Origin of the sequence: Amycolatopsis sp. NPDC051106, from assembly GCF_040682775.1 — a bacterium.
Lineage (GTDB): Bacteria > Actinomycetota > Actinomycetes > Mycobacteriales > Pseudonocardiaceae > Amycolatopsis.
Genome location: NZ_JBFBBQ010000008.1, coordinates 133908 through 158153 on the forward strand (window position 1 = coordinate 133908; position 24246 = coordinate 158153).

Sequence of the window (24246 nt, forward strand, 5' to 3'; positions counted from 1 at the left end):
GAGGTTCCATGCCCAAGGGCTACTGGGTCAGCGTCTACCGCACCATTTCGGACCGCGAGAAGCTGGCTGCCTACAACAAGCTGGCTGCTCCGGCCGTCAAGGCCGCGGGCGGGCGGGTGCTCGCCCGGGACGGCCGGGTCGTCGCGCACGACGCCGGAATCGCCGAGCGCACCATCCTGATCGAGTTCGACAGCTTCGAGCAGGCGGTCGCGGCGCGCGAGAGTGCGGCCTACCAAGAGGCGCTGGCCGCACTCGCCGACGGCGTCGAGCGCGACTTCCGCATCATCGAAGGCCTCGACTGACGATCGAGGCTGCATCGGCGGCGAACACGACGCCGACTGCGGGGATCACCCCGGCTCGTCAGCGCGCCGCACCGTCGCGAACAGTGTCAGGCCAGTGGCATCGGCGGTGCTGTCCAGGCCGGCGACGGTTCCCGGCGGCGGCGCGGCATGGATGTCGGCCTCGAGGTCGGCGGGGGGTACGTTCGACTAGGTTCCAGCGGCAGAGCGCCGTCGAGGCGGAAGTCAGGTGGGCGCCTGGCCGTTGTCGTCCGCGTGACCTCGGGCCCTCGGTCCGGCTCGTGATTGACTGGCACGCATGGCCCTGCTCCCGCGTCCGTTCACCCGGGTCCGCCGATGACCGCCGGGTCGCCCGCGGCCACCCGTCCGCGCAACCGCCGACAGCTCATCGTCGAGGCGGCGGGCCGGGTGTTCAGCGAGCGCGGCTACCACGCCGCGTCCATGGAGGAGATCGCCACCACCGTGGGCATCACCGCGGCGGCGCTGTACCGGCACTTCCCGAACAAGTACGCGCTGTTCGCCGAGTGCGCGAACGTCATGGTCGACCGGCTCGTCGCCGCGGTCGACGAGGTGCCACCCGAGGCGGCCCTGGCGGACCTGCTCGCCGCCGTCACCCGGGTCACCGTCGCTCATCGCGCTTCGGGCGGGCTGTACCGGTGGGAGGCGCGGTACCTCGAGCGGGCGGACCGCCGGGTCCTCAAGGGGAAGTTCGCGCACGTCGTCGAGCGGGTGACCGAGGTCGTGCGGCGCGAGCACCCGCTGCCGGACGAGCACCTGCGGGCCGCGGCGGCCCTCGGGGCGATCGCGTCGGTCACGATGCACCGCACTTCGATCGCCCCGCGCCGGGCCGAGGACCTGCTGCTGGAGTCGGCCTTGCGCGTGGTCGCGACCAGCCCGGCGGCGCCCGTCGGGAGCGCGCGAACCGTCGAGCTGCCCGTCCTGCCCGTGCCGCGCACCCGGCGCGCGGAGATCCTCGCCGCCGCCATCCCGCTGTTCGAACGGGACGGCTTCGCCAATGTCACCAACGGCCGGATCGCCGAGGCCGCGGGGCTGGTCCCGTCGACGATCTACCGCCACTTCCCGGGCAAGGCCGACATCCTGGCGGCGGCGTGCCTGCAGGCGGCGGGGCTGCTGTCCCAGGCGGTGGAGCAGAACCTGCACGGGGTGGCCGGCCCGCACGACGCCGTGGTCGCCCTGGCGGCGACGTACGTGGCCTACAGCTTCGAGCACACCGCCCTCACCAGCGTCGCCGACGCCGAGGTCGCCGGCCTGCCGGCCGCCTTGCAGCGCCCGTTGGCCGTCGCTCAGCGCGAGCACATCGCCATCTGGGAGCAGCAGTTGCGGCTGGCTCGTCCGGACCTCGACCCGCGCCAGACCCGGACCCTGGTGCACGCGGGGTTCGGCGTGGTGGTCGAGGCCGGCCGGAGACTGCGGTGGCAGGACAGCCCGGACCATCGCGGCGCCGTCACCGCTTTGGTCGTGGCTGCTCTGGGTCTCCCGGCGTGACGGCTCGCGGGCCGTCACGCCGTCGGACGCCCGGGTCAGGCGCCGGGCCGGTTCCCGGTCGGGATCACGATGGTGGTGCTGGCCGGTGAGGTCCCGTTGTTGAGGAACAGCATCGCCAGCGCGCGCACGAACTGGTCGAACATGTAGAACCCGACGGGCAGCACGGGCAGCAGCCCCTCGCGGAACGCGATGTAGGTGGGCCACCCGGTGCGGACCAGGGCGGCCGCCGCGTAGTCGCGGGGCAGGGAGAGCCAGTCGCCGATCTTGTCGTTCAGCACGTAGCGCACGAACTCGTTGAGGAATCCGCGGGTGACGCCGAGGTCGACCTGCGCGGTCAGGCCGAGCAAGTCCTTGGCCAGTGCCTTGCCCTCGGTCGTCGGGGCGAGGATCGGCGTGAGCGCGTACGCCGACTGCGCGTTCGCGTCGGCCCACGTCTTGGGGATGAACTCGTCCCGCACGCCGAGCAGGTGGATGGCGACCTGCCACATGTGCAGGAAGGCCTCCTCTTCCGCGGCCGTCATCGGGACCTTCCATTCGAGCAGCTTCCGGTGCACGAAGGTGCCCAGGCTGTGGAAGGTGACGAGGATGTCGCCGTTGCTGATCGGGATCTGCGTGTCCGTGGTGGCCTGCCAGTGCGCCGACTGCGGCAGCAGGTGACGCACCGCGGCGTGCACCAGCCGCGTCTTGTTGGCGGTGACGACGAACTGGCCGGTGGGCTCGTAGGCGGTCAGTTCGCTCAGGTCGTAGCCGAAGGTGAACGTCTTGGCCGCGCGGTCCTTCATGTTGGCGCCGCCCGCGGACCAGTAGACCGACGCGGCCTCCCGCGGGATCACCGTGCTCATGATGCCGCTGCCGAGGCCGTAGAGCATGAACAGGTAGGTGTCCTTGCGCCGGTTGAAGTCGGCGGCGAGCCGGAGCTTGGCGCGGTCGGCCCAGGCGGGCAGGTTCTTGGCCTGCTGAAGGTGGGTGGCGAGCGCGGCCGGCAGGCTGCCGGGCACCGGGTCGTTGTTGTTCGCCCACGACGCCAGCGCGGCGTTGACCGCCGGCACCTGGCCGTTGTCGAGAAGCGATGCCACCAGACCGTCGACTGGGTCGTCCCAGACCTGCCACGGGTCGGCTCCCGAGCCGGTGCCGGCCACCGAGCCGGTGGATGACCAGGCCCACGCGGGGGCGGCCGTGCTCGCCACACCGGCGAGCCCCAGGGCCGCGCCGAGGGACAAGACACTCCGCCTGCTGAGATTGCTCATTTACATACCTGCTTCCTTGGAGGCGTAACCGTGCATCTCTGCTGTCTGGCCTGGACTTGGTGGCACGTCGTCGTGCCCGAGCTTGTCTAGCCGTGCGATTTCTCGTTAACATATCGAAGTGGGGCGTCCCTCAGCAAGGCCCCTGACCGGCCTGAACCGGTTCGCAACGTCAGAGGAGTTCGTGTGACGACTGTCTTCCCGGCCAAGCGGCCGCTCTACGACGAGGACCACGAGCTCCTGCGGGACACGGTCCGCGCCTTCGTCGACAAGCACGCCGCGCCGCACGCCGAGCGGTGGAAGGCGGCGGGCAAAGTCGACCGCGAGCTCTTCCGGGAGGCCGCCCGCGCCGGCATCCTCGGCTTCTCCATCCCCGAGGAGTACGGCGGAGGCGGCATCACCGACTACCGCTTCAACGCCGTGATCGGTGAAGAGTTCTCGCGCAACCCGGTGTCGGACGGGCTCGCGTGCGTGGCGCTGTCCAACGACATCGTCGTGCCCTACTTCACCGATCTGACCGACGACGAGCAGAAGGCCCGCTGGCTGCCCGGGATCGCCGCCGGAGAGCTCGTCGTCGCGATCGCGATGACCGAGCCCGGAACCGGGAGCGACCTGGCGGGGATCAGCACCACCGCCGTCCGCGACGGGGACGACTACGTGGTCGACGGCAGCAAGGTCTTCATCTCCAACGGCCAGAACGCCGACCTCGTCGTCACCGCGGTCCGGACCGGCCAGGACCGCCACGGCGGGCTCAGCCTGCTCGTCATCGAGGCCGATCGCGCCGGGTTCTCCCGCGGCCGCAACCTCGAGAAGATCGGCCTGCACGCCCAGGACACCAGCGAGCTCTTCTTCGACGGTGTCCGGGTCCCTGCCGCCAACCTGCTCGGCGAGGAGGGGGCGGGCTTCCCCGGCCTGATGCGCAACCTGCCCCAGGAGCGGATCTCGATCGCCGCCAACGCCGTGGCGTCCTCGGAGGGTGTGCTGGAGCGCACCCTGGACTACGTCAAGCAGCGCACGGCGTTCGGCAAGCCGATCGGGTCGTTCCAGAACACGCGCTTCGAACTGGCGGAAATGGTCACCGCCGTGCGGGTGAGCCGCAGCTACATCGATGATCTGCTGACCAGGCATTCCCGCGGCGAACTGTCCGCTGTGGACGCCGCGGCGGCGAAGTTCTGGACCACGGAGCAGTACGTCGACATCGTCGGGCGGTGCCTGCAGTTGCACGGCGGTTACGGCTACATGCTCGAATACCGCATCGCGCACGACTACCTCGACTCGCGCATCTCCACCATCTACGGCGGCACCACGGAGATCATGAAGGAGATCGTCGGCCGCGATCTGGGCCTGTGAGGTCCGCTTCGGCCACCGGTGCCGAGTTCCCGGTGGACGGCGGCGACTCCCAGCTCTGACCCGGCTGCGTCACTCCTTGGGATGACCCGCCGGCGGATCTCCTCCTCCGGGAGAGCGACCGGTGACGCTCGAACAGGGCGACAACGAGTGACGATCCCGGGCGGCGTCCCTGACTGAATGGGTCTGGTACAGCCGTTGCCCCGCAACGGGAACCAGCTCAGGAGGACACCATGGGTCACCGATTCGCCGGACCGCACCTGCCCACCCGACGGGCGGGCGTGGCCGTGGCGGCCACGCTCACCGTCGCCGCCGCCCTGACGGCCTGCGCGGCCCCCGGTGACGCCGCGCCGCGGATCGTCAACGCCGCCGACAGCAGCCCGCAGGAGTTCGGCGGTGATCCGGCGACGCGGCAGCTGGCCGCGCTGATGCAGCAGGACCTCGACGCGGGCGTGCCGGGTGTGGTGGTGCGGGTGCGAACCGGTGACGGACGGACGCTTTCCCTCGCGAAGCAGGCCGCGTGGACCCGGGCCGACCACCGGCTCTCCGCCGACGACCAGTTCCGGATGGGGTCCAACACCAAGACCATGGTCGGGGTGCTGGTGCTGCAGCTGGTCGCCGAGCACCGGCTGTCGCTGTCGGACCCGGTGGAGAAGTGGCTGCCGGGCCTGGTGCCGGGCGGGCGGAGCATCACGCTGCGGATGCTGCTGAACCACACCAGCGGCCTGTTCGACTACATCAACGACCCCACCGTCCTGGCCCGGGAGATCGGGGCGGATCCGTCGCCGGTGACGCCGCGGGAGCTGCTGGCCGTCGCGGCGCAGTACCCGCCGGCGTCCGCGCCGGGCGCCCGGTACGGCTACAGCAACACGAACTACGTGGCGCTGGGCCTGGTGCTGGAGAAGGCGACCCACCAACACTTGGCGACCCTGCTGCAGCAGCGCATCATCGAGCCGCTGCGCCTGCACGACACCTACTTCGCCGCCGACGGCCGGTCGCGCGACGGCGCGAAGCTGGCCGCCGCCTACGAGCCGGACGCCGAGCACCTCGCGCCGCTGCTGCCGCCGGGCGCCCCCGAAGGCACCTCGTTCGCCGGCCCGGCCCGGGGCGAGCACGTGCTGGTGACTTCGGTCAACCCGGCCTGGAGCTGGGCCGCCGCGGCCGTCGTGTCGACCCCGGCCGACGAACAGCGGTTCCTGCGGGCGCTGGCCTCCGGTGCCCTGCTGCCCCCGGCGCAGCTGGCCGAGATGAAGAAGACCGTGGCCGAGACCCCCGGTGACCCGAACAGCTCGCGGTACGGGCTCGGCATCGAGGAGTACCGCAGCCCGTGCGGACCGGTGTGGGGACACACGGGCGGGATGGCGGGCTACTCCAGCCAGAACTACACCGACGCGACCGGCGAGCGCGCGGTCAGTGTGGTGACCACGACGCTGTTCGGGCTGCACGCCCCGGCGACGGGCGCCGCGGACCAGAAGGTGGTCGACGCCGCGATCTGCACGATGCTGGGCAAGCCCGTCCCGGCCGGCTCCCGCTGACCCGGCAGCCGATCTCGTTCGAAGGAGTGACGATGCCCGGACCGGACCTCGTTACAGTCGGCGGAATGACGCAAGCCGCGAGCCACCGGCGTACCGGGTGGCGCCTCCGTGCCGCCGACGCCGGGCTCGTCGTCCTGACCGTGTGCCCGCCGTTGCTGCTGCAGCCCAGCGCAGACGGCTCGGCGCGGGCCTGGTGGTTGCTGGCCGCCTTCGAGGTGGTGGCGGCGGTGGCCCTGCTGGTGCGGCGCCGGTGGCCGCTGACCGCGTTCCTGGTCCTCACCGGCGCACTGGTGGCCGCGGTCACCGGGGGCGCGGCCGCGGGCACGAAGCTGACCCCGCTGGTCTGCTTGTCGCTCGCGGTCGCGCTGTACGGCGTCGGCAGCCTCTGCGAGAGCTGGCGGCGCGCGGCGCTGACCGCGCTCGGCGGCAGCGCGCTGGTCGCCGCCGGGGTGTGGATCAACCACCTGACCACCACCGCCGGCGCCTTCCGCGGCGGCGCGGACGTGGTAGCCATCCTCGCCCCGATGCCGCTGGCCTGGGCCACCGGCTTCGCCGCGCGCAACCACCGTGCGCACCTCGCCGCCACCGAGCGGCGCGTCGAAGACGTCGTGCGGGAGCAGCGGTTGCGTGAACACCAGGCCGCGCAACGGGAACGGGTGCGGATCGCCGGCGAAATGCACGACGTGGTCGCGCATTCGCTGACGCTGCTCGTGGTGCAGGCGGAGACCCTGCGCGCTCGCCGTGACGAGCTGCCGGACTGGGCCCGCGTCCAGGCCGACGGCCTCGCCGGCGCGGGCAGGCAGGCCGGCGGCGAACTGCGCGACCTGCTGCGGATCCTGCGGGACCCCGACGACCCGGCGCCCCTGAACCCGGTGCCCGGCGCCGGTGAGCTGCCCGGCCTGCTGGAGCGCAGCCGAGCCGCCGGCACGCCCGTCGACGCGCGGATCGAGGCCGACGTGGCCGCACTTGCGCGTCCGGCGCAGCTCGCCGTCTACCGCATCGTGCAGGAATCGCTCACCAACGCGCGCCGCCACTCGCCGGGAGCGCCGGTGCACATCACCATCGCCGAGGACGCCGGGTCGGTGCGCTGCGAGATCGTCAACGCGCGACCGGCCGAGCCCGGCGAGCCGAGCTGGGGCACCGGGCTCGGGCTGCTCAGCATGCGCGAGCGCGTGGACGTCCTGGGCGGCGAGCTGCGCACCGGGCCCACCGCCGACGGTGGCTTCCGGGTGGTGGCCACGCTGCCGCCGGGTGCGGTGGCACCGGCCACAGTGGACAGGGTGGACACAATGGACCCAGTGGACGCCGCCGGTGCCTGAGCCGATCACCGTGCTCGTCGTCGACGACGAGCGGATCATCCGCGATGGCCTGGCCGCGATCCTCGGCAGCCAGGAAGGGATCACTGTGACCGGCACGGCCGGCGACGGGGAAGAAGCCGTCGAGGTGTGCGGCCGGCGGAAACCCGACGTCGTGCTGCTGGACATCCGGATGCCGCGCCGGGACGGGTTGTGGGCCCTGGCCGAGCTGGGCCGGCGCCGGTTGCTGGGACCCGGCCGCACCCGGGCGCTCATGCTGACCACGTTCGACGTCGACGAGTACGTCGACCAGGCGCTCGCCGCCGGCGCGACGGGCTTCCTGCTGAAGAACAGCTCCTACGAGGAACTGACCGCCGCGGTGCGCGCCGCGGCCGCCGGGCACAGCACGCTGAGCCCCGCGGTCACCCAGCGGATCATCGCGAGCCACCTCACCACCCGGCGGTCCCCGGACCACGCCGAGCTGGCCCGCCTGGCCGGCCTCACCCCGCGAGAACGCGACGTCCTGCGCCTGGTGGGCGAAGGCCTGAGCAACGCGGAGATCGCCGACCGGCTCGTGGTCAGCCTGCACACGGTGAAGACGCACGTCAGCCGCATGCTCACCAAGACCGGCTGCCAGAGCCGCGCGCAGGCGGCGTTGCTGGCCCGAGAGACGTTGAGCTGATCAGGGTGCGGATCGCGAGACGGAGGCGGCCGGGGTGAAGCGTTCCGCGAACCGGGACGTGAAGAGGTCGGCTCCCTTGCGCTGGATGACGGTTTCCAGCGGGGCCGCGATGGCGCTGCCTTCGGGGCCGGGGAGCTGGCCCACGCCGGCGCGGGTGCCCAACGGCAGGAGGATCCGCGGAACCGATCCCGGCTCGTACACGGCCGCGGGCTGCTCGCCCCGGAGCTGGGCCCGGATGTTCTCGACGACGACCGGCGCCTGCGTCTGCGCGTGGGTGGCCATCTTGGCGTCGGGCAGGTCGGCGATGTCGCCGAGCGCGTAGACGGTCCGGTAGCCGGCCACGTTCAGGTGGCCGTCGACCGGAACCGTGCGACGCTCGGTGAGCCCGACGAGGGCGCCGTCCTCCAGGTAGCCCGTGTTGACCCGTGAGCCGAAGCTGCGGAACCAGATGTCGGCGGTGATCGGCTCCCCGGTGGCCGTCCGCACCGTGAAGGTCGTCTCCGTCGCGGGCTCGACGGGCGGCGGGGTGGTCAGGGACGTGCCGAGACGCAGCTCCACCTTCAGCTCCTCGAGCTGGCGCCGGAGATCGTCGCGCACCTCGGGGTGGAAGCCGGGCAGAAGGTCGGCCGACGGATCGACGATGGCGATGTGCTTGTCCGGCCACACTTCGCGGATCTCGCCCGCCAGCTCGAGCCCGACCGGGCCCGCCCCCAGGATCAGCACCCGTCCGGCGCGCGCGAGCTGGTCGTTCGTGGCGTGCAGATCCGCCACGGCCTGGGCCGCACTGGTGGTGGCGTGCCGGGGGTGCGCCGGGTAGGAGTGGCTCGACCCGGTGGCCAGGACGAGGTAGTCGGCGGCAACGCGGCCGCCGGCGGCCAGGGTGACGCCGGTCGCGTCGGCCGACGTCACGGTGTCCCGGAGCACGTCGCCGTGTTCGAGCAGGGTCCGGTAGGCGAAGAACGGGTTGTGCGCCCAGCCGGGACGCGCCAACGCCCGCAGCGAACCCGAAAAGTTGACGAACGCGTCCCGGGGATCGATCAGGGTGACCTTCGCGTCGCCGTCCAAGGACTGCGCGACGAGGGTGCCGGCATAGCCACCTCCGACGACCACGACTGCTGAGCTCATGTGCTGCACCTTCCACCGAACTAGAGTTGACGTGACAACTCTAGCAGAAGAGTTGCCGTGTCAACTCGGTTGGTAGGATGCCCGCATGGCCGATGCCGCGTCCTTGTCTCCGGAGGAATGGGCGTTCTGGGACGCGTGGATGCGGGCCCAGCGCCTGCTGGCCGGCGAGGTCGACCGGGTCTTGCAGCGCGACTTCGGTATCTCCAAGGCCGAGTTCAGCATTCTCGTGACCCTGCAAGGAGTTCCCGATCGACGGATGCGGGTCACCGAGCTGGCCGGCTCGCTCGGCTGGGAGAAGAGCCGCGTCGCGCACCAGCTGACGCGGATGGAGCGCCGCGGGCTGCTCGAGCGAAGCGAAGCGGGCGCGGCCGGCCGCCGGACCGGCATCGCGCTGACGCCGTCGGGCGAGGAGGCGGTCGAGCGCGCGATCCGCGGGCACGCACGCACGATCCGCCGCCTCGCCTTCGATCGGCTCACCCCCGAGCAGGCCGCGGCGATCGGAGCTTGGAGCACCGGCCTGATCGAGCACCTCACGGCGGCCTCGTCCGAGCCCGGCGAATCCTGAGAATCCGCGTCTCCCGCGCTGCCTTCAGTCGCGGTGGCGGTCCAGGGAGAGCAGGTCGGCCAGCCCGAAGACCGGTCCCGCGGCGGGCAGGGTCGGCCGCCAGCCCGGTTCCTGGCTCAGCCGGGTCGGCGCGCAGCAGTCCGATCAGGACTTCCGCGACGATGCGGCCGCCGACCGGGCCGAGGCGGTCGCCGTCCCCGTAGTGCCGGGCTTCGGCGAGGATGTAGCTCCACAATGGAGTGCCGTGCGGCCGGAAGTGCGTGGGCAACGGGGGCACGCCGAGGTGGCGGGCGACGGTCTCGCCGCTGGGCAGGCCGGTGAGCTCGCCGCGGAGGAGGTCGCGGACCGCGAGTGAACGGTGGGCGGGCAGGTCGACGGCTCCGGTGATCTGCTCGGGCAGGGCGATGAGGCTCGAGGGGAGCCGGCCGTCGATGCGTTTCGCCCGTTGCGCCGGCGGGTGGCCGGGCAGGTCGAAGAGCAGCGCGAGATCGACGCGCCGGCCGGCGGGCACCGGCCGGAACCCGACGAGGTCGGGGAAGAGCGGCAGTTCGGGGCCGCCGCGGACGAGCCGGTAGGTGTGGCGGATCTGGCTGTGGCCGTAGCGGAAGGCCGCGTGGGAGAACTCCAGCGGGATGCGGGCCTGCCCCGGCGGCGGCGCGTACCACCGGCCGCCCGTCGCGAGCACCTGCTCGACCAGGGGCGGCCCGACGAGCCTCGGCAGGAAGTCGTGGACCACGATCCACTGGTGGTGTCAGGTGAGCGCCCGCCGCGCCTGGTCGAAAACCTCGGTCACGCCGTCGTCCCGCAGCAGATCCACGATGCGGTTGTGCGCCCGCAGCATCGCGGCGTGCAGGGTCAGCGCGAACAGGTGCGAGTCGTTGCGCGGGTCGCCGATCAGCGCCACGCCCTGCCGGTTCCGCGGCACGTCGCCACCGTCGGGGCGGCCGAGCAGGAACTTCGCCGGATCCCCGCTGTCGTAGAGGAACGGCGAACCGACCGGACCATCGGAGTAGAGCATCTCCAGGTCGAGCTTCGGCTCTCGGGCGTTGCGAAGCGCTCCCGGGCGCAAGCCGCTGGTGATGGATGAGCGGTCCGCGGTGATGTCGTGGGCGATCAGCTGCCCGAAGAACGGCCACCCGGCGGACCCGGTCGCGTCGTCGCCCGGCCCGAGTGCCGCCGCGTCGCAGATCCCGCCGTGGCCGCCCACGTCCGCCGGCAGTCCCGGGTCGGTGACCAGTGGGGCGAGGCCGGGGAACATGCGCCCGTACCGGCCCGGCGCGGTAGGGGAAGGGTGCCCCGCCTCAGCGGTTGCCACCACGCTCGTCACGGCAAAACCTCCTGTCCGCCGGGCATCCTCGCGATCCCGGCGCCAGTGAAGACAAGCCGGTCCCGCGGTGTGTGACAGCCCCGCGAGTCACAAATCGCCCGGCTGTCCGGTCCTAGCGGGCGTACCCGTTCGTCGAGGAGGTTCTTCCATGTCGTTGACCGTGCTCCAGGAAGCGAAACCGCCCTTCATCCCGGAGGGGGCGCACGCGATGACCATCGTCATCGAGTACCCGCCGGGCGACCCCGGCACCCCGCCGCACCGCCACCCCGGACCGGCTTTCGGCTACGTGCTGGAGGGCGAGATGGTGTTCGAGCTCGAAGGCGAGCCGCCGCGCGTGGTGCGTGCCGGGGAGGCGTTCTGGGAGCCGGGCGGCGACGTCATCCACTACCAGGACGGCAACAACCGCGACGACGTCCCGGTGCGGTTCACCGTCACCATGCTCTGCGAACCGGGCAAGCCGATGGTCGACCTCGTGGCCGAGGACGAGCTCCGGGCGAAGGGCTGGTCGAGGAAATGACAGAGACCGGGCCCGCACGGCCGGCGCGGTGCGGGCCCGGTCAACCGCGGTGCCAGCCGCCCAGCTTGGCCGGGTTGAGCACGATCCAGAGCGCGGTGACCTTGGCCCCGGCCGTCTCGGCACCGACCACCGCGACGGCGCGGGACCCGCGGCGCAGGGCGAGTCCGGCGCGGCCGTTCACGGACTCGACGGTCAGCTCGGTACCCGCTCGGCCGCACAGCCACGTCACGACCATCCGGGCGACGTCCGCCGCACCGTGCGCGGGCCCGTCCGGGCCGGGCACCAGCCCGCCGCCGTCACCCGTGGCGACGGCCTCGGCGTCCAGGACGGCCGCGAGTGCGGTGACGTCTCCGCGCCGGCAGGCCTCGGCGAACCTGCGGACGACCCGGTCATGCCGGTCGAGCACGTTCGGTCCCCACGGACACCGCCTGGTTCTTCCCGGGGTTGACCAGCCACAGGACCTGATCGATGCCTTCGGTGGTGGCGCCGACCGTGAGCAGGCCGTACCGGGCACCGTCCCGGCGCAGCACCGCGGACGTCTGCCCGTTCGTGATCGCCCACCGCACGTCGACGCCGTCCCAGAACCAGGTGGAGATCGCTTTCAGGAACTTCGCCACCCGCGCCGCGCCGACGACCGGCGTGCGGGCGACCCCCTTCCGGCCGTTGCCGTCGGACAGGCTGGTCACGTCCGGCGTGAAGAGCCGTTCCAACGCGGTCAGGTCGCCCGACCGGGCGGCGGCGAGGAACGCGGTCAGCAGCTCCCGCTGCTCGGCCGCGGTCACCGGTGCGCGCCGTTCGCTCGCGATGTGCTTGCGGGCCCGGCTGACCAGCTGACGCACCGCGGGTTCGCTCGAAGACAGGATCTCGGCGATCTGTGCGTAGGAGTAGTCGAAGGCTTCCCGCAGCACGTAGGCCGCGCGTTCGCCGGGGGTGAGCTTCTCCATCAGCAGCAGGGCCGCGAACTCCAGCGCTTCACCGCGCTCGGCGCCCAGGTACGGGTCCGCGCCGGTGTCGACCGGTTCGGGCAGCCACGGCCCGATGTAGGTCTCCCGCCGCTTGCGCGCCGATTGGAGGACGTTGATGGCCAGCCGGGTGGTCGTGGTCGCCAGGAAGGCCTCCGGGTTGTCCACTGTGGACCGGTCGTACGCCTGCCACCGCAGCCAGACGTCCTGCAGGAGGTCCTCGGCCTCGGTGACGCTGCTGAGCATGCGGTAGGCGATCCCGAACAGGCGCGGCCGCACCCGCGTGAACGCCGCCGTGGCGGCCTCGAGATCGGCACTCACCCCGGATTCCGCCACCTCGGGCGTCACTTCGCCGGCGGCGGGTTCAGCGGGAGCCAGTCGGCGAACCGGGTGGCGGACAGCCGCGCGTCCGGACCGGGCAGGAGCATGTCCTTGTCCAGCAGGGCACCGAAGTAGCGCGCGTCCGGGTCGGTGACGACCTCGCGGGGGTCACCGCGGAAGGCCAGCCCGGTGCGGATCAGCTCGTCGAACCCGAACTGCTCGGGACCGGCCACCTCGACGGTGCCGTTCAGCGGTGTGCCGACCGCGGCCCGGCCGACCGCGGCGGCCACGTCTTCGGCGGCCATGGGCTGGATGCGGGCGTCCGGCAGGCGCACGGTGTTCCCCTCGGTCGCCGCCTGGGCGATGCTGCCCACGAACTCGAAGAACTGCGTGGCGTGCACGATCGAGCAGGGCCGTCCGGACTCCCTGATGAGCTTTTCCTGCGCGATCTTCGCGCGGAAGTAACCGCTCTCGGTGAGCCGCTCGGTGCCGACGACCGACAACGCCACGTGGTGCCCCACCCCCGCCTCCTTCCCGGCGGCGAGGAGGTTTCCGGTGGAGGTGCGGAAGAAGTCCAGCACGGCGTCGTCGGCGAACGAGGGTGAGTTCGAAACGTCGACGAGGACCTCGGCGCCGTCCAGGACCTCGGCCAGCCCTTCGCCGGTCAGGGTGTTCACGCCCGTGTCGGGTGAGGCGGGGATCGCTTCGTGGCCGTGCCCGGCCAGGTTCCGGACGAGTTTCGAGCCGATCAGCCCGCTGCCACCGATCACGACGATCTTCATGAGGTGCCTTCTCCTCCCGCGTCCCGGCCGCTCCGGGAACGTCGTTCGCCAGTCAAGACAGGACAGCCCGCCGGTTTGTGACAAGCCCGATGTCACAAACCGCGGTGGCGTCCGGTCCTGGGTGACGACACTCGATCCGACGAACCGAGGAAACGCATGGACACCAGTGGCGCCCACGCCATCGACACGATCGACGATCTCCGTCGCCACCTGCAGTGGGCGATCGAGCTCGAGCACGCGACGATTCCCCCGTACCTGTGCGCGCTGTACTCCCTCGACCCGGCCCGCAACCCCGAAGCCGCCCAGGTCGTGGGCACGGTCCTCGCCGAGGAGATGATCCACCTCGCGCTGGCCGCGAACCTGCTCAACGCCGTCGGCGGCTCGCCCAAGCTCGACACGCCGGAGCTGCTGCCGCCGTACCCGCACCCGCTGCCGCACGGCGACCGGTCCGTGCACGTCCACCTGGTGCCGTTCGGCCCCGAAGCCCTCGAGCTGTTCCTGCGCATCGAGCAGCCCGCGTCGGCGGACGCGCCGCCGCAGACCGACGAGTACCGCACGATCGGCCAGTTCTACGCCGCCATCGAGGCCGGCTTGCGCACCCTGTGCGACGAGCTGGGCGAGGAGCGGGTGTTCAGCGGCGACCCGGCCCGGCAGATCGGCGAGCTGCACCTTCGGGGCGGGGGCGGCGAGGTGCTGCCGGTCCACGACCTGAAGTCGGCACTGGCCGCGCTGGACGAGGTCGTCGAACAGGGCGAGGGCGCCGCGCGCACCGACGTGTGGGACGGCGATCGCGACGTCTTCCACCCCGAGCGGGAAGAGGTCGCGCACTACTACCGGTTCCAGGAGCTGCGGCTCGGCCGCCGCTACCGGACCGGCGACACCCCGAGCTCCGGGCCGACCGGCGAGGAGATCGCGGTCGACTTCACCGGCGTGCTGCCGATGCGGCCCGACCCGAGGACCGCCGACCACCCGGAAGGCAGCCCCGTCCGCGTCGCCCAGGAGGAGTTCAACCAGACGTACAGCCTGCTGCTCTACCAGCTGGAAGAGGCCTTCAACGGCGATCCGGGCCAGCTGCAGGACGCCCTCGGCACGATGTTCGGGTTGCGCAACCAGGCGATGGCGTTGATGAAGATGCCGACCGGCGACGGGACGACGACCGCGGGTCCGACCTTCGAGTGCGTGCCACCCGAGCGTCGCAACTGAGGCGGGGAGAACGATGAACAAGCCGGACGACGAGTTCCTGCCCGGGCTCGAGGCAGAGGTGGCGGCGGAGCTGGACATCGCCGAGTCGAGCCATCCCGAGGACGCCGCCCGCACGGCGGTTTCGGAATGGCGGTTCGACCCCGCCGAAGCCCAGATCTACGAGGTCAACCTCCGGGGTCTGCTCGACGCGGTCGAAGCGGTCGAGGAGACGGAAAGGGGGAACCGGTAGCTCCGCGAGCACACCGACTCGCTCAGGACCCGCTGCCCTGGAACGGAGTTCAGACACCCGCCAGGAGCCCCAAAAGCCGCGCTACCTCGTCGCGCATCCGGTCGCGGCCGGGGGAGAGGTAGCGGCGGGGGTCGGTCAGGCTCTCCCCCTCTGCGAGCGTCGCGCGGACCGCGCCGGTCAGGACCTGGTTGAGGCGGGTGCCGACGTTGACCTTGCGGATGCCGCGCTCGACCGCCCGCCGGACGCCGTCGTCGGGTACTCCGGACGAGCCGTGCAGGACCAGCGGCACGGGCACGGCGGCGGCGAGGCGGCTGATGAGCTCGTCGTCCAGTACCGCGTCGCGGCCGGCCATCGCGTGCGACGACCCGACGGCCACCGCGAGCGAGTCGACGCCGGTCGCGGCGACGAACGCCGCCGCTTCGGCCGGCGCGGTCCGGACGCCCGGTGCGTGCGCGCCGTCCTTGCCGCCGATCTCGCCGAGCTCGGCCTCCACCCAGCAGCCCGCGGCGTGGCACCGCTCGGTGACCGCCCGGGTCCGCGTCACGTTCTCCGCGTAGGCCGAGCTCGCCGCGTCGAACATGATCGACCGGATGCCCAGCGCGAGACCCTGGTCGACCAGGGCTTCGTCCTCGATGTGGTCGAGGTGGACCAGCACCGGCACCGCGGCGGCGCCGGCCATGCTGAGGCACGCCGTGGCGAACGGGTCGAGGGAGCCGTGGTACCGGACGGCGTTCTGGGAGATCTGCAGGATGACGGGGAGACCGGCCTGCTCGGCGCCCGCCACGATGGCCTCCGCGTGCTCCAGGAGGATCGCGTTGAACGCCCCGACCGCCCCGCCCTTCTCTCGCAGGCCGGCGAAGATGGTCTCGGCGTCGGTGTTCACGCGGTCTCCTTCACGGCGAGGGCACCGAGCCAGCCGGCTCGTGCCTCGAGATCGACTTCGCCCGCGACGGGGCGCAGGACAGCGGCGGCCGACGTCGCGACGACGTCGGCCAGCGCGGCCGGCCAGTCCACTTCGGACACGGCACCGGCGGCCGCGAGGTGGCGGGCGAGCGCGGCGGCGGCCGCGTCGCCGGCCCCGGTGGGGTTGCCGATGACCCGCTCGACCGGCCGGACGCCGAACTCGTGGCCGGCGGTCACCGCGATCACGCCCTCTTCGCCGAGCGTGGCGACCACGGCGGCGGCGCCGTCCCGGACCAGCTGCCGGCCGGCCGCGACGACCTCGCCGGGATCGTGAAGGCGCTTTCCGGCCAGCTCGGACAGCTCTTCGAGATTGGGTACGAGCACACTCGGGGTCTTCGCCACGGCGCGCAGGGCGGCGCCGGAGACGTCGGCCACCACCGGGATCCCGGCCTCGGCGCAGAGCACCGCCAGCCGGGCGGGTGTCTCGTCGCCGAGCCCGGGCGGCACGCTCCCGGCGACGACCACCGCGCCCACGCCGGCCACCAGCTCGGCGCGGAAGGCCGCCATGACCTCGTCCCGGATTCCGGCCGCCACGGCCGGACCGCGCTCCTGCAAGCTCGTCGTGACGCCGTCGTCCTCCACCACCGCCACGGTCCGGCGGACCGCGTCCAGCGCCGGGACCAGGTGGTGGGGGAGGCCGAGCCGGTCGAGACCGGCCCGGAACTCGTCCGGCTCGGTCCGTCCGGTCAACGCCAGCACGAGGCTGTCGCTGCCCAGGTGCCGGGCCACCGCGGCGACGTTCACGCCCTTGCCGCCGGCGCGGCTGCGCACGTTCGCCACGCGGACGGTCTCGCCGACCGCCAGCCCGGCGACCCGGTAGGTGACGTCGATCGCGGGGTTGAGGGTGACGGTGAGGATCTTCCGGTGCCCGGGGGACATCTTGTCGGCGATCCGGATCCGCGTGCTCACGACGCGGCTTCCCGCCGATCGGCCGGCGTGGCTCCGGGCAGCTGCGCGGCCGGCTCTTCGCCGCTCTTCTCCGTGCTGTAGACCATGAGCGACGAGCCCACGAGGGCGAGCACGATGCCGGCGACCTGGAAACCGGTCGGCAGGGTCCGGAAGATGATCAGCGAGAGCACGATGGTCAGCACGGGCGCCAGCGCATTGGTGATCGGCGCGACGATCGTGGCCTTGCCCCGGCTCATGGCCATCACGAGGAACAGCGCGCCCACGGCGTTGAGCAGCTGCGTGATCGCGGTCAGGGCGGGAGCCTGCCACGGGAACGACAGGGGAAGACCGCCCATCATGATGATCGCGACCGGGATCAGCAGGAGCCCGCTGACGGTCATCCAGCCGAAGGTCGTCGCGTCGTTGACCCCGACGACGGCGGCCTTGCGCATGAAGTACGCCTGGACGCCCCAGGCGACGCAGACTCCGATCGCGAGCCACAGGTAGGTTCCGCCGGCCTCTTGCGAGTCGCCCGAAGACACCGAGAACAGGACGATGGCGACCAGGGCGAGGGCGACGCCGATCCAGCTGAGTGCGGTGAGCCGTTCGCGCAGGGCCGCGAAGGCCATCAAGACGGTGATCGCCGGGGAGAGCGCCACGATCGGGAAGATGATGTAGGCCGGCCCGATGGTGAGCGCCTTGAACAGCACCAGCTGCCCGCCGGCGCCGGTCAGGCCGATCAGCAGGCCGTAGACCGCGGCGATCGGGCGGCGGTCGATCTTCTGCCCGCGCAGGGAGAAGTACGCGGGGATGAGCATGGTGATCGACCAGATGACGTAGACCATCGGGTCGGGGTAGCCGTAGCGGGAGGTGGGCAGGCTGGAGAACGCGCCCCAGACACCCCAGAACAGGACCAGCAAGCCGGCGTAGGGAATCCAGGCGGCGCGGCGCGTCGATGCGGTCATGACAACCCCTCCAAGGTGGGGACGGCGGAAATCCGGTCGAGCGGGATGGAGTGGCCCGCCAGCCGGGCGGCGTAGACGGCCGCGCCGACGTGCGGAGGCAGCAGGGGCTCTCGCAGTTCGTAGCCGTGGCTGCCGTGCTCGAGCGCTTCGCGGAAGGAACCCAGGAGGTGGGCCGAGCCGAACATGCCGCCGGAGTAGGAGACCGGCACGGTCCGGTCCGGTTCGAACCCCAGCGCGGCGGCACCGGCTTCGACGTGGAGGGCGAGCTCCCGCCCGGCGCGCCCGAGGATGACGGCCGCGGTGGGGTCACCCGCTTCCGCGGCGCGCGTGACGACCTTGCTGAGGTCCGCGATCCTCCCGCGGTCCCCGTGCCACCGATTCATGACGATGTCGATGGCGTCGAGGTCGGTGGTCAGGCCGAGCGCCCGGCGCATCTCTTCGGCCAGCGCGCTCGGCGGCTGGCGCCCGTCGCTCATCCGGGAGAACGCGCCGAGACCCTGGACCGCCACCCAGTAGCCGGACCCTTCGTCGCCGAACAGCTCGCTCCAGCCGCCGGCCCGCCACTGCCGGCCCCGGTGTTCCCCGTAGGCGATGGACCCGGTCCCCGCGACGACGTTGATCCCGTCCGCGCCACCGAGGGAGGCCGCCCAGCCGCAGATCATGTCGTTGCCGCACGCGTAACCGACGTCGCCCAGGATGCGGCGGGGGAGCGCGTCGAGCACGGGGACGTCGGCGGAAACCTCGCCGTAGCAAGGAATGCCGAAGAAGGCGTAGGAGAGTGCGGCGACGTCGATGCCCGCGGTGGCGCAGACTTCGCCGATTCCCTGGCGCAGCAACGGCTCGACGATGTCGATGCCCTGCTGCAGGTAGTAGAGGCCGGCCGTGCGCGCTTCCGCGACGATGCGTCCCCCCGCGTCGATCAGGCAAAAGGCGGTCTTCGTCCCGCCGCCGTCCACACCGAGGAACATGGCTCAGCCCTTCGCCGGGTTCGGGAACTCGTGGATGACGACGCCGCGGACCACGCGGTTGACTTCGCCGCCGGGGAACGGGTTGTCGGGGGTCAGGCCCTGCGCGAGCGAACACGCCAAGGCGATCGACTGCGCCGGGATGGCGGCCACGATGGCTCGCAGGGCGCCCGGCAGGTGCGCGATCCCCGGGATCGGCCACTCACCGGCGCCGGCCGGGGCGTCGCCGTCCGAGCCGATCACCAGCACTCGCCCAGCCCCCAGGGATTCCACGAGCTCGCGCGTGATGTCGTCGTCGTAGCGGCGGGTGTACGGATCGCCGGACGGGAAGATGATCGCGACGGTCCGTTCGTCGAGGACCGACTTGGGACCGTGCCGGAAGCCCAGCGGGGTGTCGGCGACCGCGACGACCGCACCCGCGGTGAGTTCGAGGCACTTCAGCGCGGCTTCGCGGGCCAGTCCCTTGAACGCGCCGGAGCCGAGGTAGACCAGCCGGGCCGGCTCGGTGGCGGCGACTGCTTCCGCGCGGCTCGCCGCGGTGTCCAGGACGGCGGAAGCCGCCCGGGCCGCGCCTGCCACGTCGACCTCGAGGCCCAGGGCGAGCAGGGCGGCCAAGGTCATCCCGGTGAACGACGACGTCATGGCGAAGCCGCGGTCGTTCAGCTGCTCGGGAAGCGTCAGCACGACGGCGTTCTTGGCCTCGGCCCAGCGGCGGGCGAGCGCGCCGGAGGCGTTGCAGGTGATGACGATGTGGTGCAGCGCGGGAGTGAGCCGCTGCAGCAGTTCGGCCGCGGCGATCGACTCGGGGCTGTCGCCGCTGCGCGCGAACGACACCAGCAGCACCGGCCGGTCGTCGACGACCACGGAGTGCGGGTCGGCGACGATGTCCGTCGTCGCGATCGGCTCGATCGGCCGGCCGAGGTGCCGGGCGAGGTCGGGGGCCACGACTTCGCCGATGTAGGCGGAGGTCCCCGCGCCGGTCAGGACGATCCGGGTCCGCGGGTCGACGAGCGCGTCGCCGAGCAGGCGGTCGATGTCGGCCCGCGCGGCGGCGACGGTCCGCGCCACCTCGGGCCACGTACCGGGTTGCTGCCGGATCTCGCCGGCGGTGCGGCTCTCGCCCGGCTGCTCTTGGTGCACTGACACCCACATCACCTTTCGGGTCATGGCCGGTTCGGCCGGCTCCGCCATGCGGTCCGCTCTTGGTACGTCGTGCCGTGTCCGGTGAGCAAGAGTTGTCGCGCAAACGAGCATCGCGGATGTTCGTTTGCCGCGTCGCCGCTGGTGAGTTGGCGGATAGATGCACGAAAGTGTTCGATACAGTCGTATAGTGTGCAAGTATGAGCCTTGCCGATGTCGTCGATCCGCCGGGAGAAGGGCGGCCCCGGCGGCGCGCGTCCCGGTCCGAACGGATGGCGGAGATGGTCCGCGAACTGGGCGAAACGGGCCGCCTGCGAGTCGGTGAGCTCGCGCGCCGGTTCGGCGTCTCCGAGGCCACGCTGCGCCGGGACCTGACCGCGTTGGAGGAGCAGCGGCTGCTGACCCGGACCCACGGCGGCGCGCTGGCCCAGGGGGTGGCCTACGAGCTGCCGGTCCGGTACCGGGAAGGCCGGTCGAGGGACGCGAAACGGGCGATCGCCCGGCAGGCGGTGCGCAGGCTGCCCACGGGCCCGCACGTGATCGCGCTGACCGGCGGGACGACCACGGGCGAGCTGGCGAGGGAGCTGCCGGACCGCGCGGATCTCACGGTGGTGACCAACGCGCTGAACACGGCCATGGAGATCGTGCTGCGGCCCCGGGTGAAGCTCGTCGTGGTCGGCGGCGTCTCCCGGCCGCGGTCCTACGAGCTCGTCGGCCCGTGGGCGGAGCAGGTGCTGGCGTCGATCAACATCGGCACGGCCTTCATCGGGGTCGACGGCATCGACGCGGCGGGCGGCATCACCACCCACGACGAAAACGAGGCGAGAACGAACCGCGCGATGCTCGGCCGCGCGCAACGGGTGATCGTCATCGCGGACGGCAGCAAGCTCGGCAAGCGAACACTGGCGCGGATCGGCGACATCACCGAGGTCGACGAGCTGATCACGGACTCATCGGCCGACGCGGCCGGCGTGGCGGCGATCCGGGCGGGGGGAGTGCGGGTGACGGTCGTGGACGTGCCCGCGCAGGGGGAGAACCGCCGATCGATCGCGTGAGACGGGCTCGGCGCGGTGGCAATCCACTGTGGACTGACGGCGGGTGCCGCACTTCGCAGTGCGGCACCCGCGTCGCAGGTGTGCCGGTTCCCGGCACGGGAGAGCGTCAAGAAAGCCCGGCGACCTCCCCGTCCGTCAACGCCTTGCCGACCACGCCGACGTCGTCGACCGCGCCGGGCCAGAAGTCGACGTTGCGGCCGTCGTACTTGGCCCGCCCGACCGTGAACGCGCCGGTGCTGACCGACGCCGGTCCGGCCGGGGCCGTCGCGACCTTCACGCCGTCCACGTAGAGGCGGATCTCGTTGCCCGCCCGGACACCCGTCAGCTCGTACCAGCGGCCGACCTCCGGCACGACCTCGTACCGGGCCCGGTTGCCGCCGGGCGTGCTGAACGCGAACGCGCCCTGCCCGTACTGCAGGTAGAACGGGCTCTCCCGCTCCCGGCCGTCCTGGCTCACCGCGGTCGCGTAGTTGCCGGGCAGCTCGTCGAGCCGCACCTTCGCGGACACGGTGTAGTCACCGGTCGTGTCGACGACCGGCCCGTAGGTGTCGGCGGAGCCGCCGCTGAACTGCAGCGCGCCGTCCTTGAACGCGGCGCCGGTCGGGGTGAGCGTCAGCGGGTTCTTGCCGCCGCTCGAGTCCTTCGCGGTCGTTCCCCCGCGCTCGTCGAGGTTCCACGAGCCCTTCCCCGCGTACGGGTAGGGCTTGCCCGCGTTGGCGCCCGCTTCGATCACGCGCCGGTTGATCTCGCGGACGGGACCCGGGTCGACCTTGAGGCGTTTGCGGTCGTAGGTCCAGAGCCCGTTGAGCTCGCCTTCCAGGTCGGTGACCTGCGTGTAGACCGAGGCTGACAGCTCGGCCCGAGCCTGCCCGAGGTAGAACGTGCGGGTGTTGTCGACGTACTTCGCCGTCAGCGCCGCCTTGTCCGCCACCCCGCTGTAGATCGCGATCGGCGCACCCGGCCACTGGTGACCCGGCGTGCGCAGCGTGAAGCCGCCGTGCTCGCCGTCCATCACGACCCGCTTGCCGTCCGAGCGGGCCGGGTCGGTGTTGTTGTAGTCGTGGTGGTCGAGAACGTCGCCGGCGCCCGAGTCACCCTTGGAGGCGCAGCAGTTCACCCCGCTGTGGGCGTTGACGATCCGGCTCGGGTCGGCGGCCTTGACCTGCTCGGTGATCCGGCCGGTGGCGGCCTTGTCCCACTCGCCCCAGCCCTCGTTGAACACGATCCAGGCGTAGACGGACGGGTAGTTCTGCAGCTGGTGCATCTCTTCCAGGCCCTGGCTGAGCCACGCCTGCTGCGCCGCGGGGTTGCTGCCGTCGTCGAGGGACACGAAGTCCTGCCAGACCAGCAGTCCGAGCTGGTCCGCGTGGTAGTACCAGCGGGCGGGCTCGACCTTGATGTGCTTGCGGACGGCGTTGAAACCGAGGTCCTTCTGCGCCTTCAGGTCGAAGACGAGGGCGTCGTCGCTCGGCGCGGTGTTCAGGCCGTCCGGGTAGAAGCCCTGGTCCAGCTGCATCAGGGAGAAGAACGGCTTGCCGTTGAGCGTCAGCTTGGGGACGCCGCCGACGTTCGTGATGCCGGTGGACCGCATGCCGAAGTAGCTCTTGACCTTGTCGCCGCCCAGCTTGATCTCCAGCTGGTACAGGTACGGGTCGTCCGGCGTCCACAGGTGCGGGTTCGGCACCGGAATCTTCAGGTTCGCGTTCGCCGGTCCGGTGACCGCGGCGACCTGCCGGCCGCGCGCGTCCTTGGCGACCGCCGTGACGGTGGCGTTGCCCGCGGACTTGACGTTCAGCGCCAGCGAATTGGTGCTGAGGTCGGGAGTCGTCTTGATCTCGTCGATGCCCTTGTCCGCCACCGGTTCCAGCCACACCGTCTGCCAGATGCCCGACGAAGGGGTGTAGAAGATCCCGCCGGGGTTGGGGGACTGCTTGCCCTTGGGCTGGTACGGGCCGGTCGTGTCGGTGACGGCGACGACGATCTCCTGCTCGCCGCCGCGCTTGAGCGCGTCGGTGATGTCGGCGCTGAACGCCGTGTACCCGCCGGTGTGCTCGGCGACGACCTTGCCGTTCACCCACACCTTGGCCTGGTAGTCGACCGCGCCGAAGTTCAGCTTGAGACGCTGTCCGCCGCCGATCTTCCAGTCGTGCGGGACGGTGACCGTGCGGCGGTAGAACATGTGGTCTTCGTGCCGCTCGAGCCCGGAAAGCTGCGACTCGATCGGGTAGGGCACGACGACCTTCTCGGGCAGCTTCTTGCCGAACGCCGGCTGCTGGCCTTCCTTGGCGGCGGAGAACTCCCACGGGCCGTTGAGGTTGACCCACTTCTCGCGCTCGAGCTGCGGCCGCGGGTACTCCGGCAACGGGTGCCGCGTGTCGACGTTCTCGCCCCACGGCGTCCGGAGCCGTTCGGTCGACGCGTTCGCGACGCTGCGGATGGTCTTGCCGACCTTCGTGCCGTTCACCGCGAGCGCACCCGCGCCGTCGTAGTAGACGCTGACGCGCTGGCCCTTCAGGATCCTCTCGGCCAGCCGGATCGTGACCCGGTCGCGGCTCGCCGTGACGAGCGAGACCGGTATCGGCGTCGCGTCGACCTCGATCCGCAGGTGGTCCTTCAAATCGTTCGCACCCGAGACGCGGCCGTCGAAGCCCGCCGTGAGCGTGCGGCCGTCCTGGGACACCTCCGCCGTGCGCGGCACGACCTGGTAGTCGGCCGGCGGCGTGAACGCCGACAGCGGCACGATCTGCTTCGCGATGCCCGCGCTCGACCAGCGCAGGAACATGTTCGCGCCGCCGACGTCCTGGAACATCTCCAGCCTGAAGTCGTACTGCTTGCCGGCGGTCAGCGTGACCGGCGCGCTGGTCTGCTCGGTGTCCCAGTCCCCGACCCAGTGGTCGATCACCGGCGCGCCGTCGATGAACAGCCGGAACCCGTTGTCACCGATGGCGTAGAACGTGTAGGCGGCGGTCTGCGGCACGGCGATCTGCCCGGTCCACCGGGCGGTGGTGTGCTCCGTGCGCCCGGCGATCACCCCGAAGATCGAGGTCAGGTCCGGATGGTCGACCTCCCCATCCAGCGCGGTGCCGGCCGAGTTCACGAAGTCCCGCGCCCCGGGCGCCGACATCGTGAAGTATTCGGCCTTCAAGCCGTGGACGGTCGGCTCGGCGGCACCTGCGGGCGGCGTTCCCGACGCCACGCCCACCGCCACCAGCAAGGCGAGGAGGACGGAAGCGGCTCTTCTCATCGGCGAGACCCTTCATTTTTACAACGTTGTAAAACGTTTCTGGAGGGGATCCAATCAGACAACTCGGACCTCTGGCCACCGCCGAAC

Annotated in this window: 24 protein-coding genes; 11 read left to right on the forward strand and 13 right to left on the reverse strand. The window is 71.7% G+C overall.

The window, feature by feature from the left end; genetic code table 11:
* The first annotated feature begins 8 nt into the window (after positions 1-8).
* Positions 9-302, forward strand: a complete 294-nt coding sequence (locus AB0M83_RS09525; protein WP_364514905.1) for a DUF1330 domain-containing protein — start codon at positions 9-11, stop codon at positions 300-302.
* Positions 303-635: 333 nt separating this feature from the next.
* Positions 636-1805 (forward strand): TetR/AcrR family transcriptional regulator, encoded by a 1170-nt coding sequence (locus tag AB0M83_RS09530; protein WP_364514908.1) that lies wholly within the window; start codon positions 636-638, stop codon positions 1803-1805.
* Between the two features lie 35 nt (positions 1806-1840).
* Here the strand turns inward: AB0M83_RS09530 and AB0M83_RS09535 are convergent, their stop codons facing one another.
* Entirely contained in the window at positions 1841-3052 is a 1212-nt protein-coding gene (locus AB0M83_RS09535) for an oxygenase MpaB family protein (protein ID WP_364514911.1), read from the reverse strand.
* 183 nt (positions 3053-3235) lie between these two features.
* Between AB0M83_RS09535 and AB0M83_RS09540 the strand changes: the two genes are divergently transcribed.
* The 4 genes from AB0M83_RS09540 to AB0M83_RS09555 all read left to right on the forward strand — a co-directional run bounded on the left by AB0M83_RS09540 (position 3236) and on the right by AB0M83_RS09555 (position 7908).
* Positions 3236-4399, forward strand: coding sequence for an acyl-CoA dehydrogenase family protein (locus AB0M83_RS09540; protein WP_364514914.1), 1164 nt, complete (start codon positions 3236-3238; stop codon positions 4397-4399).
* 230 nt (positions 4400-4629) lie between these two features.
* Entirely contained in the window at positions 4630-5931 is a 1302-nt protein-coding gene (locus tag AB0M83_RS09545) for a serine hydrolase domain-containing protein (RefSeq protein ID WP_364514917.1), read from the forward strand.
* A 65-nt stretch (positions 5932-5996) separates the two neighbouring features.
* Positions 5997-7250 (forward strand): histidine kinase, encoded by a 1254-nt coding sequence (locus AB0M83_RS09550; protein ID WP_364514919.1) that lies wholly within the window; start codon positions 5997-5999, stop codon positions 7248-7250.
* Positions 7243-7908 (forward strand): response regulator transcription factor, encoded by a 666-nt coding sequence (locus tag AB0M83_RS09555; RefSeq protein ID WP_364514922.1) that lies wholly within the window; start codon positions 7243-7245, stop codon positions 7906-7908. Before AB0M83_RS09550 ends, AB0M83_RS09555 begins: the two co-directional genes overlap by 8 nt.
* Here the strand turns inward: AB0M83_RS09555 and AB0M83_RS09560 are convergent, their stop codons facing one another.
* Entirely contained in the window at positions 7909-9033 is a 1125-nt protein-coding gene (locus AB0M83_RS09560; protein ID WP_364514924.1) for an FAD-dependent oxidoreductase, read from the reverse strand.
* An 85-nt stretch (positions 9034-9118) separates the two neighbouring features.
* Between AB0M83_RS09560 and AB0M83_RS09565 the strand changes: the two genes are divergently transcribed.
* The gene (locus AB0M83_RS09565) at positions 9119-9598 is read left to right on the forward strand and encodes a MarR family winged helix-turn-helix transcriptional regulator (protein WP_364514927.1); all 480 of its coding nucleotides are present in this window, start codon (positions 9119-9121) and stop codon (positions 9596-9598) included.
* Here the strand turns inward: AB0M83_RS09565 and AB0M83_RS09570 are convergent.
* On the reverse strand, positions 9564-10334 hold the full coding sequence (locus tag AB0M83_RS09570) for a hypothetical protein (protein ID WP_364514930.1): 771 nt from the start codon (positions 10332-10334) through the stop codon (positions 9564-9566). The two genes, AB0M83_RS09565 and AB0M83_RS09570, sit on opposite strands and share 35 nt — an antisense overlap.
* A gap of 15 nt (positions 10335-10349) precedes the next feature.
* Complete coding sequence (locus tag AB0M83_RS09575) at positions 10350-10856, reverse strand: hypothetical protein (protein WP_364514933.1); 507 nt, start codon at positions 10854-10856, stop codon at positions 10350-10352.
* 217 nt (positions 10857-11073) lie between these two features.
* Here AB0M83_RS09575 and AB0M83_RS09580 point away from each other — a divergent pair, with 217 nt between their 5' ends.
* Positions 11074-11442, forward strand: coding sequence for a cupin domain-containing protein (locus AB0M83_RS09580; protein WP_364514936.1), 369 nt, complete (start codon positions 11074-11076; stop codon positions 11440-11442).
* A gap of 40 nt (positions 11443-11482) precedes the next feature.
* Here the strand turns inward: AB0M83_RS09580 and AB0M83_RS09585 are convergent, their stop codons facing one another.
* The 3 genes from AB0M83_RS09585 to AB0M83_RS09595 are packed head-to-tail and all read right to left on the reverse strand — an operon-like array spanning position 11483 to position 13507.
* Positions 11483-11848, reverse strand: a complete 366-nt coding sequence (locus AB0M83_RS09585; protein WP_364514939.1) for a hypothetical protein — start codon at positions 11846-11848, stop codon at positions 11483-11485.
* Positions 11832-12725, reverse strand: a complete 894-nt coding sequence (locus AB0M83_RS09590; RefSeq protein ID WP_364514941.1) for an RNA polymerase sigma-70 factor — start codon at positions 12723-12725, stop codon at positions 11832-11834. The genes AB0M83_RS09585 and AB0M83_RS09590 overlap by 17 nt, the downstream gene beginning before the upstream one ends.
* Before the next feature lie 23 nt (positions 12726-12748).
* Positions 12749-13507, reverse strand: a complete 759-nt coding sequence (locus AB0M83_RS09595) for an SDR family oxidoreductase (protein ID WP_364514942.1) — start codon at positions 13505-13507, stop codon at positions 12749-12751.
* A 156-nt stretch (positions 13508-13663) separates the two neighbouring features.
* Here AB0M83_RS09595 and AB0M83_RS09600 point away from each other — a divergent pair, with 156 nt between their 5' ends.
* On the forward strand, positions 13664-14710 hold the full coding sequence (locus AB0M83_RS09600) for a ferritin-like protein (protein WP_364514945.1): 1047 nt from the start codon (positions 13664-13666) through the stop codon (positions 14708-14710).
* A 13-nt stretch (positions 14711-14723) separates the two neighbouring features.
* A complete protein-coding gene (locus AB0M83_RS09605) occupies positions 14724-14939 on the forward strand; it encodes a hypothetical protein (RefSeq protein WP_364514947.1) in 216 nt (71 codons plus the stop codon).
* A 49-nt stretch (positions 14940-14988) separates the two neighbouring features.
* Here the strand turns inward: AB0M83_RS09605 and AB0M83_RS09610 are convergent, their stop codons facing one another.
* Genes AB0M83_RS09610 through AB0M83_RS09630 form a run of 5 tightly spaced genes read right to left on the reverse strand, consistent with a single transcriptional unit; the run spans position 14989 to position 19866 of the window.
* Positions 14989-15822, reverse strand: a complete 834-nt coding sequence (locus tag AB0M83_RS09610) for a class II fructose-bisphosphate aldolase (RefSeq protein WP_364514949.1) — start codon at positions 15820-15822, stop codon at positions 14989-14991.
* Positions 15819-16811 (reverse strand): hexose kinase, encoded by a 993-nt coding sequence (locus AB0M83_RS09615; RefSeq protein WP_364514952.1) that lies wholly within the window; start codon positions 16809-16811, stop codon positions 15819-15821. Before AB0M83_RS09615 ends, AB0M83_RS09610 begins: the two co-directional genes overlap by 4 nt.
* A complete protein-coding gene (locus tag AB0M83_RS09620) occupies positions 16808-17755 on the reverse strand; it encodes a DMT family transporter (RefSeq protein WP_364514955.1) in 948 nt (315 codons plus the stop codon). Before AB0M83_RS09620 ends, AB0M83_RS09615 begins: the two co-directional genes overlap by 4 nt.
* Entirely contained in the window at positions 17752-18723 is a 972-nt protein-coding gene (locus AB0M83_RS09625; RefSeq protein WP_364514958.1) for a BadF/BadG/BcrA/BcrD ATPase family protein, read from the reverse strand. The genes AB0M83_RS09620 and AB0M83_RS09625 overlap by 4 nt, the downstream gene beginning before the upstream one ends.
* Before the next feature lie 3 nt (positions 18724-18726).
* Entirely contained in the window at positions 18727-19866 is a 1140-nt protein-coding gene (locus AB0M83_RS09630) for an SIS domain-containing protein (RefSeq protein ID WP_364514961.1), read from the reverse strand.
* 194 nt (positions 19867-20060) lie between these two features.
* Between AB0M83_RS09630 and AB0M83_RS09635 the strand changes: the two genes are divergently transcribed.
* On the forward strand, positions 20061-20915 hold the full coding sequence (locus tag AB0M83_RS09635; protein ID WP_364514963.1) for a DeoR/GlpR family DNA-binding transcription regulator: 855 nt from the start codon (positions 20061-20063) through the stop codon (positions 20913-20915).
* Between the two features lie 106 nt (positions 20916-21021).
* On the opposite strand, the gene AB0M83_RS09640 is transcribed toward AB0M83_RS09635, so the two are convergent.
* Entirely contained in the window at positions 21022-24159 is a 3138-nt protein-coding gene (locus tag AB0M83_RS09640) for a LamG-like jellyroll fold domain-containing protein (RefSeq protein ID WP_364514966.1), read from the reverse strand.
* Positions 24160-24246 lie beyond the last annotated feature (87 nt).